Raw genomic sequence first — 11,581 nt, 5'->3', positions numbered from 1 at the left:
GCGACTACACGTCGTAGTCCACCACGACGCGATCGGTCTTCGGATGCGACTGGCAGGTGAGCACGTAGCCCCGCTCGAGCTCGTCGGGTTCGAGCGCGTAGTTCTCGGTCATCGCGACGCTGCCCTCGAGCAGCCGTGCGCGGCATGTGCCGCACACCCCTCCGGCGCACGCGAACGGCACGTCGGGCCGAACGCGCAGTGCCGCGTTCAGGATCGACTCGTTCGCCGACACCGGGCTCTCGACCATCGACGACTGCCCGTCGAGCGTGAACTCGATCGTGACGGTCTGCTCGCCCTGCTGCACCACGACCGGGCGGCCGTGCCGCGGCTCGACGCGGTCGGCGTCGGTCGTGAACAGCTCGTACCGGACGCGGTCGGCCGGCACGCCCTTCGCGGCGAGGGTGTCCCGGGCGAGCTGCACGAGCTCGAACGGTCCGCAGAGGAACCACTCGTCGACCGTCGCGGGGCGGATCAGCACGTCGAGCATCGTGTCGAGCTTCTCGGCGTCGATGCGACCCGAGAGAAGCGGGGCGGTGCGCTGCTCGCGCGAGAGCACGTGGTGCACTGCGAGCCGCGACGGGTAGCGGTCTTTCAGCTCGGCGAGCTCCTCGAGGAACATCACGTCGAGCGTCGAGCGGTTCGTGTAGACGAGTTCGAACTCGGCGGTCGCCGAACGCGAGAGCACCGTGTGCGCAAGCGCCATGAGCGGGGTGATGCCACTGCCGGCGGCGATGCCCACGACATGCTTTCCGTCGAGCGCCTCGAGTCCCGAGATGAACGTGCCCTGCGGGCTCATCACGTCGAGCGTGTCGCCCGCCTTCAGCTCCGCGTTCGCCCACGTCGAGAAGATGCCGCCGAGATCGCGCTTGATCGCGACCGAGAGGCTGCCCCGCTCGGGCGGCCGGCAGATGGAGTAGCTGCGGCGGCGCTCGTGGCCCTCGAGCCGGGCGCGCAGGGCCACGTACTGGCCCGGCAGGTAGGTGTACTCGTCGGCGAGTTCCTCGGGGACCGCGAAGGTCACCTCCACCGCGTCGGCTGTGAGCGGTCGCACCTCGGCGACCTCGAGCGCGTGGAACCGCGCGCGTCGGCGCTTCGAGAGGTGCTCGCCGCCGACCGTCGATGCGAGGAACGCAGAGGCCATCGCGGCATCCGCCTGTCGAGGAGCACGTGTCTCGAAACTCCCGGTCCCTGAGCCTGTCGAAGGGCGCGCCGCCATCAGAGCACCTTGAAGTAGTCGAACGGCTCGAGGCAGTCGCGGCACTCGTAGAGCGCCTTGCACGACGTCGAACCGAAGCGGGCGAGCTCACGCGTGTTCAGCGAGTCGCAGCGCGGGCACTTCACCGCGAGCTGCACGCGCACCGGGCCGGTCGGACGGGCGGCCGCCTTCCCGCTCGGCGCCTGGATGCCGTATCGGCGCAGCTTCTGCTTGCCCGCCTCGCTCATCCAGTCGGTGGTCCACGCGGGCGCGAGCACGAGGTCGACCCGCGCGTCGGCGTAGCCGGCATGCGTGAGCGCGAGCAGCACGTCGTCGCGCATGGCGTCGAGAGCGGGGCATCCGCTGTACGTGGGTGTCAGCTGCACTCGCACGGCGCCGTCTTCGGCGACCTCGACCGAGCGGAGCACGCCGAGGTCTTCGATGGTGAGGACCGGGATCTCGGGGTCGGTCACCGTCGCCACGACCTCCCACGCCTGTCGCGCCGCCGCGTCGGCGGGCACGGGACGGGCGACGGACGCCGCGGAGGTCGCGGTCACCATGACGCCCCCGGGTGCGCTCGGGCGAGCACCTGCATCTCGGCCAGGAGCGGCCCCAGGTGCTCGGTGTGCGAGCCCCGGCGGCCACCGCCCGACGCGATGAACGCGGTGCGCCCGGTGGGCGGCTCGAGCTCGGCCTCGGCGAGCACCGCGTCGACGACCTCGTCGAACGCGGGCCGCAGCGACGACGGAAGCACGGCGACGCCGTCGGCCGCGAGCCGTTCGACGAGCTCGTCGTCTTCGAAGAGCTCGTCGACGTACGGCCACGTGTCGGCGACCGCGAGGATCATGCGCCGGCGCGACTCGTCGGTGCCGCCCGCGAGCCGCAGCGTCCACTGCACGGCATGGTCGCGGTGGTAGTCGACCTCCTTCACCGACTTCGCGGCGATCGCGGCGAGGGTCGGGTCGATCGAGTCGATGAGCGCTCCGTACAGCTCGTGGAGATACGCGGATGCCACGAGCTGCCGTGCGATCGTGTGTGCGAAGTCGCCGTTCGGCTGCTCGAAGAGCCACGCATTGCGCCACTCCGGTTCGTCGCGCCAGTAGGCCAGGTCGTCTTCGCTACGGCCGGAGGCGGTGCCGGCGTAGTGCAGCAGCGAGCGGGCGTGGCCGATCAGGTCGAGCGCGATGTTGCCGAGAGCGACGTCCTCCTCGAGCTCGGGCGCGCGCGCGATCCACATGCCGAGCTGCTGGGCGAGCACGAGGGCGTCGTCGCCGAGCCGCAGGGCGTACTCCGCGGCATCCGCCGATGCGATCGCCGTCGTGCCGTCGGCCGCCGCACCGGCACCCGCGAGCTCCTCGGCGAGCGCGAGCTGGTCGACCGAGACGTCGCCGTGCTGGTCGACCGAGACGTCGCCGTGCCCTTCGGCAGGCTCAGGGACCGGGACATCGTCGCTCACAGGTGCTTCACCCCCTCGCTCTTCGTGTAGTAGACGGCGTGGCGGTAGTTCTTGCCGGCCGGGCTCTCGAAGAACGCGCCCTTCGCGTCGGGGTCGCTCGTCGTGATCGCGTCGGCGGGCACCACCCAGATCGACACGCCCTCGTTGCGACGGGTGTAGAGGTCGCGAGCGTTGCGCACGGCCATCTCGGGATCGGGCGCGTGCAGCGAGCCGACGTGCACGTGCGAGAGTCCGCGGTTGGCCCGTACGAAGACCTCCCAGAGGGGCCAGGCTTCGGTGGCCTCGGTCGCTGAGCCTGTCGAAGCGCCCGGGGTGCTCACGCTGCTCCCTTCGACGAGCTCAGGGAGCGCTTGCGGGCGTACTCGGCCGCAGCCTCGCGCACCCACGCCCCCTCCTCATGGGCATCGCGACGGCGACGCAGCCGCTCGGCGTTGGCGGGACCGCGGCCGGCGAGCACCTCGTGGAACTCGTCCCAGTCGATCTCGCTCATGTCGTAGGCCTGGCGTTCCTCGTTCCACCGCAGCTCGGGGTCGGGCAGGGTGACGCCGAGCACCTCCGCCTGCGGCACGAGCATGCCGACGAAGCGCTGGCGCAGCTCGTCGTTCGAGAATCGCTTGATGTTCCACGCCATCGACTGCGCCGAGTTCGGCGACTCGTCGTCGGGCGGCCCGAACATCATGAGCGAGGGCCAGTACCAGCGGTTCACGGCATCCTGCGCCATCGTCTGCTGCGCGGGAGTGCCCTGCATGAGCTCGAGCAGGATCTCGAAGCCCTGGCGCTGGTGGAACGACTCCTCCTTGCAGATGCGCACCATCGCGCGGCCGTACGGGCCGTACGAGCAGCGGCAGAGCGGCACCTGGTTGCAGATCGCGGCGCCGTCGACGAGCCATCCGATCGCGCCCATGTCGGCCCAGGTCGGCGTCGGGTAGTTGAAGATCGACGAGTAGCGCGCGCGGCCCTCGATGAGCTGCTGCATCATCTCCTCCCGCGTGATGCCGAGCGTCTGCGCCGCCGAGTAGAGGTAGAGGCCGTGGCCCGCCTCGTCTTGCACCTTGGCCATGAGAATGGCCTTGCGCTTCAGGCTCGGCGCCCGGGTGATCCAGTTGGACTCGGGCTGCATGCCGATGATCTCGGAGTGCGCGTGCTGCGAGATCTGGCGGATGAGCGTCTTGCGGTAGGCGTCGGGCATCCAGTCGCGCGGCTCGACGCGCGAGTCCTTCGCGATGAGGTCGTCGAACAGCCGTTCCCCGAGCTCGTCGAGGGGGGCGGCCTCGTCATGCGCCTCGCCACGTGCCACGCTGAGGTCTGCGGGTGCGGTCATCGTCGACTCCTGGTCTGTTCGCGGCATCCGTTATTACTAACCGATCGTTCAGTTAGTATATAGTCATCTCAGGCGCCCGGCAACGGCGCATGAACTCGTCGAGGAGCTTCAGATGACGGATGCCGCGCCCCACGCGACGACGGATGCCGCGACCGACGCGACGACGGATGCCGCGCCGAACACGGCCGCGTCGAACCGCGCCATGATGGACCGCGACCGGGCCTCGGCTGCGCTCGGCATGGTCGTCGAGCAGGACGAGCCCGGCCTCGCCGTCGTCTCCATGCGGGTGCGCGACGACATGACCAACGGCTTCCACATCACGCACGGAGGCCTCGTGTTCGCGCTCGCCGACACCGCCTTCGCGATCGCCTGCAACGAAGACGAGAGAGTCACCGTGGCCGCCGGTGCCGACATCACCTTCCTCAAGTCGACGGTCGCCGGGCAGACGCTCACCGCGACCGCGGTGCGGCGCATCCGCAGCGGGCGCACCGGGGTCTACGACGTGTCGGTCGTCGACGAGCACGGCGACGCCGTGGCCGAGTTCCGCGGCCGCTCGCTCTCAACCGACCGTTCGCCGGTGCGAGGCTGAGGGCGATGAGCGAGAACGGATCTGCCCGGCGCGGTCGCCCCGGCTACGACCAGCGCGGCATCCTCGATGTCGCCGTCGCCGCCTTCAACCAGTACGGTTACGACGCGACCTCGATGGGCGTGCTGGCCGATCGGCTCGGGCTGTCGAAGTCCGCGATCTACCACCACTTCGCGTCGAAGGACGAGATTCTCGAGCGCGCCCTCGACGAGGCGCTCGGTGCACTCGAGGGCGTGTTGGAGCAGTCATCGCTCACTGAGCCCGTCGAAGGGGCCGCGCGCGGCCGTGCGGCCGATCGGCTCGACCACGTGCTCCGCGGCGCCGTGCACGTGCTCGTCGACAAGCTCGCCTATGTGACGCTGTTGCTCAGGGTGCGCGGCAACACTGAGGTCGAACGCCGTGCCCTCGCCAGGCGCCGCGCGTTCGACAAGAAGGTCACCGCGCTCGTCTCGGAGGCGCAGGCCGAGGGGTCGCTGCGCAGCGACATCGACGCGAGCGTCGTGTCGCGGCTCGCCTTCGGCATGATCAACTCGATCGTCGAGTGGTACCGCCCGGGCGGTCGCGAAGACGCCGGCCGGCTCGCCGACGACGTGATCGCCGTCGTGCTCGACGGCCTGCGGATGCCCGCGTCGAACCGCATCGAAGAGCTGCTCGGCTGACGGTGTCTCGCTCATGCTCGTGTGAGGTACGCCTCACGTGAGGCATCCTTCACACGGCGGATTCGTGAACGACGCCGCGCGCCTTTCGCCCGCCCCCGGACGTTGCTCGCGGCGACCTCATCGGATCGCGCGGCCTGTCGGGGCGGCATCCGTTCGCCTTCCCCTTCCTCTAAGCTCCTCCCTGAGGCGGGCACGCGGCATCCGACGGATGCCGTATTCGTGCGGTTCCGCCGGCAGAGGGGAATGCACGGATGCCTCAGAGCGCTGAGACGGGTGTGAAGAAGCGCATCGGGTTCCTCTCGTTCGGCCACTGGCATCCGTCACCGCAATCGGGCACGAACACCGGCGGCGACGCCCTCGTGCAGTCGATCGAGCTCGCCGTGGCGGCCGAGGAGCTCGGCATCGACGGCGCCTTCTTCCGCGTGCACCACTTCGCCCGGCAGCTGGCGAGCCCGTTCCCGTTGCTCGCCGCGATCGGCGCGCGTACGAGCCGCATCGAGATCGGCACGGGCGTCATCGACATGCGCTACGAGAACCCGCTCTACATGGCCGAGGAGGCGGCCGCGGCCGACCTCATCAGCGCGCACTCAGGCGGCGAGGGCCGCCTGCAGCTCGGCGTCAGCCGTGGGTCGCCGGAGCCCGCGCTGAACGGCGCCCATGCCTTCGGGTACGTGCCGTCCGAGGGCGAGGACGACGCCCACCTCGCACGGGCGAAGACCGAGCTGTTCCGTGCGGCGATCTCGGGCGCCGGCGTGGCCCCTGCGAACCCGCAGATGACGGGCTCGAGCGCGCTGCTGCCCATCCAGCCGCAATCGCCGGGCCTGGCCGACCGCATCTGGTGGGGCAGCGGCACCCGCGCCACCGCGAAGTGGACGGCCGAGCAGGGCATGAACATCATGAGCTCGACGCTGCTCACCGAAGACACGGGCGTGCCCTTCGACGAGCTGCAGGCCGAGCAGATCCAGGTCTTCCGCGATGCGTGGGCGGATGCCGGGTGGGAACGCACCCCGCGCGTCTCCGTGTCGCGCAGCGTCGTGCCGATCACGACCGACGAGGACCGCGCGCTCTTCGGCGGGCGGATGGCGGGCGACACGCACGACCAGGTCGGCTTCCTCGACGGCGGCCTCGCCCGGTTCGGCAAGAGCTACATCGGCGAGCCCGAGGCGATCGCCGCCGAGCTGGCCGAGGACGCGGCCGTCGCGGCATCCGACACCCTCATCGTGACCGTGCCGAACCAGCTCGGCGTCGAATACAACACGCGGATGCTCGCGACGATCGCCGAGCACATCGCGCCCGCGATCGGGTGGGCGCCCACGACGCCGGCCTCGGTCGTCGAGTAGCACCCGCCGCAGGCGGCTCAGCCGGTTGTCGGGGGCGTCCGCAAGAGTGGTCGCATGACGCTCGCCACCCCGTCCACCGATCTGCGCGACGCGGCGCTCGCCGCGCTCCGCGAGCTCGTGGCACGACCCGATGCCGACTTCCACGACGGCCAGTTCGAGGCGATCGAGACGCTCGTCGACGGTCGCCGCCGCGCGCTCGTCGTGCAGCGCACGGGTTGGGGCAAGTCGGCGGTCTACTTCGTCGCGACGTCGCTGCTTCGCCGGCGGGGCGCTGGGCCGACCGTGCTCGTGTCGCCACTCCTCGCCCTCATGCGCGATCAGATCGCCGCCGCCGAGCGTGCGGGAGTCCGGGCGGTGGCGATCAACTCGACGAATCCCCACGAGTGGGGCGAGGTGCTGCAACGGCTCGACCGCGACGAGGTCGACGTGCTGCTTGTGTCGCCCGAGCGACTGAACAACCCCTCGTTCAGGGAACAGCAGTTGCCCGCGCTCGTGCGGCGCATCGGCCTGCTCGTCGTCGACGAAGCGCACTGCATCAGCGATTGGGGGCACGACTTCCGCCCCGACTACGGGCGGCTGCGCGACCTCATCGCGCAGATGCCCGCCGAGGTGCCCGTGCTCGCCACCACGGCGACGGCGAACAGCCGAGTGGTGGCGGATATCGCCGAGCAGCTCGGCACCGCGGCTCCGGAAGCACCACTCGGTGCCGCCACCGCGCCGGGCGTCGTCACCATCCGCGGGCCGCTCGCCCGCACGTCGCTCCGGCTCGGCGTGCTGCGCCTACCCGACTCGACGACCCGGCTGGCGTGGCTGCTCAGCCACCTCGACGACCTCGCCGGGTCGGGCATCATCTACACGCTCACCGTCGCCGCGGCGAACGACACGGCGCGGCTCCTTCGCGAGCGCGGCCACGACGTGCGCGCCTACACCGGGCAGACCGATCCCGACGAGCGCGCCGAGTCCGAGGGCATGCTGAAGCGCAATGAGGTGAAGGCGCTCGTGGCCACCAGCGCGCTCGGCATGGGCTTCGACAAGCCCGACCTGGGTTTCGTGCTGCATCTCGGCGCGCCGTCGTCGCCGGTCGCGTACTACCAGCAGGTCGGCCGCGCCGGGCGCGCGACCGACAGTGCGGAGGTGCTGCTCCTGCCCGGCCGGGAGGACCCCGACATCTGGCACTACTTCGCCACGGCCTCGATGCCCGACCAGGATCGTGCCGAGCGCATCCTCGCTGCGCTCTCCGACGTGCCGCTCTCGACACCCGCACTCGAGGCGATGGTCGACATCCGTCGGACTCAGCTCGAGCTGCTGCTGAAAGTGCTCGACGTCGACGGTGCGGTACGCCGCGTGCAGGGCGGGTGGGTCGCCACGGGCGAGCCATGGGTCTACGTCGCCGAGCGCTACGAGCGCATCGCCGCCGAGCGCACCGCCGAGCAGCAGCACATGGTCGACTACGAAGAGACCTCCGGATGCCGCATGGAGTTCCTGCAGCGATCGCTCGACGACGGCTCGGCGACGCCGTGCGGCCGGTGCGACAACTGTGCCGGCGTCTGGTACCCGGGCGGCCTTGCCGAAGGCGCCGCGGATGCCGCGAGCGCAGCTCTTGATCGAGTCGGCGTGCCGGTCGAACCGCGTGCCATGTGGCCGACCGGCGCCGACCGCCTCGGAGTTCCCGTCAAGGGCCGCATTTCCCCCGGCGAGCGGGCGGGCGAGGGGCGGGCGCTTGCTCGGCTCACCGACCTCGGGTGGGGCGGCACGCTGCGCGAGCTCTTCGCACCCGGCGCGCCGGACGCTGCGGTGTCGCCGGAGGTGCTCGCGGCCTGCGTGCGCGTGCTCGCCGAGTGGGGCTGGACCGAGCGACCGGTCGCCGTCGTGTCGATGCCCTCCCGCTCGCGTCCGCTCCTCATCGACTCGCTCGCCCGCGGCCTCGCCGAGGTGGGGCGACTGCCGTACCTCGGCGTGCTCGGCCACGCCGACGGTGGCCCCACGGGGCGGCCGGGCGGCAACAGCGCGTTCCGGCTGGCCGGCCTCTGGAACAGGCTCAGCGCCGACGGGCTCGACGTGCCGCCCGGCGGCATCCTCCTCGTCGATGACCAGGCCGACAGCCGCTGGACCCTCACCGTCGCCGCGCGCGCACTCCGCGACGCGGGCGCGGCCGAGGTGCTGCCGTTCGTGCTGGCGCTCCGCGGCTGATCCAGAGCCATGGCACAGCGCCTCGACCCTTACGGTACAGATTGGTACCATGGTGCATGGCCACGAACCTACGACTCCGTCACGATGCCGCCATCGCATTGCAGGAGTACTCGGCCCGCACAGGCCTGAGCCAGCAGGAGATCCTGCGCCGTGCGCTCGACGCGTACCTCGAAAACGAGGCCAAGCCCGCATCCACCTATCGGGCAAGCCTGATCCCGCCGCGCAGGCCGTTCCAGCGCAGCGAGGAGCTCCTCGTCCTGCCCGACGGCGTCACCTCGGACACGCTCCTCGACCGCGACGATCGGTTCTGATGCTGATCTACGTCGACAGCAGCGCGCTGCTCAAGCGCGTTCTGGCCGAGGCGGAGTCGACCGCCGTCGACGCTGCCACTCACGCCGCCGTCCAGGCCGGCACCACGATCGCCTCGTCGACGCTCGCCTGGATCGAGGTCTCGCGCGCCCTGCGGAGCCGTCTCGACACCACCGACCCCCGACTCATCGCACGGCTCGGCGACAGCGCCCTCTCGGGCGTGCAGGAAGCGCCGATCACGCCCGACGTGGCCGCGGTGGCCCGACGCATCGGTCCGCCGACGCTCCGCTCGCTCGACGCGATCCACCTCGCCACCGCAACCCTCCTCGAGGCCGACGAGGTCTGGGCGTACGACCGGCGCCTGCTCGACGCCGCCGATGGGCTCGGGCTCGTCACCGTCTCGCCCGCCTGACGGAATCGCGGCTCGATCAGCCGGTTCGGGTCGCCTGCTTCTTCGCCACGAGCGTCAGTACGTCGTACGACGCCACGAGCTCGTCGTCCTGGTTGCGGAGCACCGCGTCCCAGCGCACCTCGCCGTACTCGTCGGTCTCGCGCGGCGTGATCTGCTTCGCCGTGAGTTCCACGCGGATCGAATCGCCCGGCGACACCGGGGTCACGAACCTGAGGTTCTCGAGACCCGAGTTCGCGAGCACCGGCCCGGGCGCGGCATCCACGAAGAGACCGGCCGCCCACGACACGAGCAGGTAGCCGTGTGCCACGCGACCTGGGAAGAACGGGTTCGCGGATGCCGCGGCCTCGTCCATGTGCGCGTAGAACGTGTCGCCCGTGAACGCCGCGAACGTCTCGATGTCCTCGAGCGTCACGGTGCGTGACGCCGACACGACCTGGTCGCCGATCTTCAGCTCGGCCAGCGACTTGCGGAACGGGTGCGTGCCGCCCGGCTGCGACGCCGCGCCCGCGTGCCACACCCCCGTGAGCGCCGTGAGCATCTCGGGCGAGCCCTGCACCGCGGTGCGCTGCATGTGGTGCAGCACCGCACGGATGCCGCCCAGCTCCTCGCCGCCGCCGGCGCGACCGGGTCCGCCGTGCACGAGGCCCGGCAGCGGCGAGCCGTGGCCCGTCGAGGAGCGTGCATCGTCGCGGTCGAGGAACAGCACCCGCCCGTTGTAGGCGGCGATCCCCGATGCGAGCGCCACGGCGACCGACGGGTCGTGCGTCGCCACGCTCGTCACGAGCGAGCCGCCGCCGCGTGCCACGAGCTTCACGGCCTCGTCGAGCGAGTCGTAGCCGAGGATCGACGCGACCGGCCCGAACGCCTCCACGTCGTGCACCGCTTCGGCTGTGGCATCCGGGAACTTCAGCAGCATCGGGGCGACGAATGCGCCGTCGGATGCCGCACCGGTCGCTCCCTCGGCGTGGACGACGTCCGGGGCATCCGTCGATCCGATGACGAGCTCGCCGCCCGCGGCCTCGAGCCTGCCCACCTGGCGCAGCACCTCGTCGCGCTGCGCGATCGATGCGAGCGGACCCATCGTGACGCCCTCGGCGCGCGGGTCGCCGAGCACCACGCGCTCGTCGATGCGGGCACGAACGGCGTCGATGACAGCGTCGACGGATGCCGCGGGCACGATCGCCCGGCGGATCGCCGTGCATTTCTGCCCCGCCTTCGTCGTCATCTCGACCACGAGCTGCTTCACGTACGCGTCGAACTCGGGGGTGCCGGCGACCGCGTCGGTGCCGAGCACCGACGCGTTGATCGAGTCGGTCTCGACGGTGAACCGCACGCCGCCCGTCTGCACCGACTCGTGCTGCCGCAGCCGCTCGGCGGTGGACGCCGAGCCGGTGAACGCGACGAGGTCGCCGAGGCGGAGGTGGTCGAAGAGGTCCGGCACGCTGCCCGACACGAGCTGCAGCGACCCCTCGGGCAGCAGCCCCGACTCGACGAGGATGCGCACCATCGCCTCGGCCAGGTAGCCGGTCGGCGTCGCGGGCTTCACAAGCGTAGGCACGCCCGCGAGGAAGGCCGGCGCGAACTTCTCGAGCGAACCCCACACCGGGAAGTTGAACGCGTTGATCTGCACGGCCACGCCGGGCAGGCGGGTGTAGATATGCCGCCCGAGGAATGAACCGTCCTTCGAGAGGTTCTCGACCGCGCCGTCGACGAACACCTTCGCGTTCGGCATCTCGCGGCGGCCCTTCGACGAGTACGTGAAGAGCACGCCGATGCCGCCGTCGATGTCGACCCACGAGTCCTGCTTCGTCGCGCCGGTGCGCGCCGAGAGCTCGTACAGCTCGGCCTTGCGCTCGGTGAGCGCGAGCGCGAGCTGCTTGAGCAGCACGGCGCGCTGGTGGAAGGTGAGCTCGCCGAGACTCGCCTGCCCGACCGTGCGGGCGTACTCGAGCGCTGCGCCGAGGTCGAGCCCCTCGGTCGAGACGCGGGTGACGAGTTCACCCGTCGACGCGTCGCGCACCTCGGTGGCGGGTTGGGCGGGGGGGGGGGCCGCCGCCCCGGGCCCCCCCACGCCTCGACGCCTCGGCCGCTCGCTTCCCGCGACTTCCGGCGG

12 protein-coding genes are annotated in these 11,581 nt (G+C 71.1%); 6 read left to right on the top strand and 6 right to left on the bottom strand.

Annotation, left to right across the window (positions count from 1 at the left end):
* Positions 1-4 precede the first annotated feature (4 nt).
* The 5 genes from paaE to paaA all read right to left on the bottom strand — a co-directional run bounded on the left by paaE (position 5) and on the right by paaA (position 3,972).
* Positions 5-1,141 (bottom strand): 1,2-phenylacetyl-CoA epoxidase subunit PaaE, encoded by a 1,137-nt coding sequence (gene paaE / locus ACFWN7_RS07425; protein ID WP_376938129.1) that lies wholly within the window; start codon positions 1,139-1,141, stop codon positions 5-7.
* Positions 1,142-1,215: 74 nt separating this feature from the next.
* Positions 1,216-1,755: a 1,2-phenylacetyl-CoA epoxidase subunit PaaD gene (gene paaD / locus ACFWN7_RS07420; protein ID WP_376938128.1), complete on the bottom strand. Its 540-nt coding sequence runs from the start codon at positions 1,753-1,755 to the stop codon at positions 1,216-1,218.
* Positions 1,749-2,651: a 1,2-phenylacetyl-CoA epoxidase subunit PaaC gene (paaC, locus tag ACFWN7_RS07415; protein WP_376938127.1), complete on the bottom strand. Its 903-nt coding sequence runs from the start codon at positions 2,649-2,651 to the stop codon at positions 1,749-1,751. Before paaC ends, paaD begins: the two co-directional genes overlap by 7 nt.
* The gene (gene paaB / locus ACFWN7_RS07410; protein WP_376938126.1) at positions 2,648-2,971 is read right to left on the bottom strand and encodes a 1,2-phenylacetyl-CoA epoxidase subunit PaaB; all 324 of its coding nucleotides are present in this window, start codon (positions 2,969-2,971) and stop codon (positions 2,648-2,650) included. Before paaB ends, paaC begins: the two co-directional genes overlap by 4 nt.
* Positions 2,968-3,972, bottom strand: a complete 1,005-nt coding sequence (gene paaA, locus ACFWN7_RS07405; protein WP_376938125.1) for a 1,2-phenylacetyl-CoA epoxidase subunit PaaA — start codon at positions 3,970-3,972, stop codon at positions 2,968-2,970. The genes paaB and paaA overlap by 4 nt, the downstream gene beginning before the upstream one ends.
* A 202-nt stretch (positions 3,973-4,174) precedes the next feature.
* Here paaA and paaI point away from each other — a divergent pair, with 202 nt between their 5' ends.
* The 6 genes from paaI to ACFWN7_RS07375 all read left to right on the top strand — a co-directional run bounded on the left by paaI (position 4,175) and on the right by ACFWN7_RS07375 (position 9,468).
* The gene (gene paaI / locus ACFWN7_RS07400; RefSeq protein ID WP_376938267.1) at positions 4,175-4,561 is read left to right on the top strand and encodes a hydroxyphenylacetyl-CoA thioesterase PaaI; all 387 of its coding nucleotides are present in this window, start codon (positions 4,175-4,177) and stop codon (positions 4,559-4,561) included.
* A gap of 5 nt (positions 4,562-4,566) precedes the next feature.
* Positions 4,567-5,217, top strand: a complete 651-nt coding sequence (locus ACFWN7_RS07395; RefSeq protein WP_376938124.1) for a TetR/AcrR family transcriptional regulator — start codon at positions 4,567-4,569, stop codon at positions 5,215-5,217.
* Positions 5,218-5,468: 251 nt separating this feature from the next.
* A complete protein-coding gene (locus tag ACFWN7_RS07390; RefSeq protein WP_376938123.1) occupies positions 5,469-6,557 on the top strand; it encodes an LLM class flavin-dependent oxidoreductase in 1,089 nt (362 codons plus the stop codon).
* 54 nt (positions 6,558-6,611) lie between these two features.
* Positions 6,612-8,747 (top strand): RecQ family ATP-dependent DNA helicase, encoded by a 2,136-nt coding sequence (locus ACFWN7_RS07385; RefSeq protein WP_376938122.1) that lies wholly within the window; start codon positions 6,612-6,614, stop codon positions 8,745-8,747.
* A 56-nt stretch (positions 8,748-8,803) separates the two neighbouring features.
* A complete protein-coding gene (locus tag ACFWN7_RS07380) occupies positions 8,804-9,058 on the top strand; it encodes a ribbon-helix-helix protein, CopG family (protein WP_376938121.1) in 255 nt (84 codons plus the stop codon).
* The gene (locus ACFWN7_RS07375; RefSeq protein WP_376938120.1) at positions 9,058-9,468 is read left to right on the top strand and encodes a type II toxin-antitoxin system VapC family toxin; all 411 of its coding nucleotides are present in this window, start codon (positions 9,058-9,060) and stop codon (positions 9,466-9,468) included. Before ACFWN7_RS07380 ends, ACFWN7_RS07375 begins: the two co-directional genes overlap by 1 nt.
* 16 nt (positions 9,469-9,484) lie before the next feature.
* Here ACFWN7_RS07375 and paaZ read toward each other — a convergent pair whose 3' ends face one another.
* The gene (gene paaZ, locus ACFWN7_RS07370; RefSeq protein WP_376938119.1) at positions 9,485-11,539 is read right to left on the bottom strand and encodes a phenylacetic acid degradation bifunctional protein PaaZ; all 2,055 of its coding nucleotides are present in this window, start codon (positions 11,537-11,539) and stop codon (positions 9,485-9,487) included.
* Positions 11,540-11,581: the final 42 nt, after the last annotated feature.

It is taken from the genome of Agromyces sp. NPDC058484, assembly GCF_042720415.1.
Lineage (GTDB): Bacteria > Actinomycetota > Actinomycetes > Actinomycetales > Microbacteriaceae > Agromyces.
The sequence above is the reverse complement of the archived record's forward strand: the minus strand, read 5'-3'. Positions and strand labels throughout refer to the sequence as shown.

Bases quoted from the DNA above. Each gene is read 5' to 3' on its own strand.
- ACFWN7_RS07395 (WP_376938124.1), top strand. From the start codon at position 4,567: ATGAGCGAGAACGGATCTGCCCGGCGCGGTCGCCCCGGCTACGACCAG.
- paaI (WP_376938267.1), top strand. From the start codon at position 4,175: ATGATGGACCGCGACCGGGCCTCGGCTGCGCTCGGCATGGTCGTCGAG.
- ACFWN7_RS07375 (WP_376938120.1), top strand. From the start codon at position 9,058: ATGCTGATCTACGTCGACAGCAGCGCGCTGCTCAAGCGCGTTCTGGCC.
- ACFWN7_RS07380 (WP_376938121.1), top strand. From the start codon at position 8,804: ATGGCCACGAACCTACGACTCCGTCACGATGCCGCCATCGCATTGCAG.
- paaE (WP_376938129.1), bottom strand. From the start codon at position 1,141: ATGGCCTCTGCGTTCCTCGCATCGACGGTCGGCGGCGAGCACCTCTCG.
- paaA (WP_376938125.1), bottom strand. From the start codon at position 3,972: ATGACCGCACCCGCAGACCTCAGCGTGGCACGTGGCGAGGCGCATGAC.
- ACFWN7_RS07385 (WP_376938122.1), top strand. From the start codon at position 6,612: ATGACGCTCGCCACCCCGTCCACCGATCTGCGCGACGCGGCGCTCGCC.
- paaD (WP_376938128.1), bottom strand. From the start codon at position 1,755: ATGGTGACCGCGACCTCCGCGGCGTCCGTCGCCCGTCCCGTGCCCGCC.
- ACFWN7_RS07390 (WP_376938123.1), top strand. From the start codon at position 5,469: ATGCCTCAGAGCGCTGAGACGGGTGTGAAGAAGCGCATCGGGTTCCTC.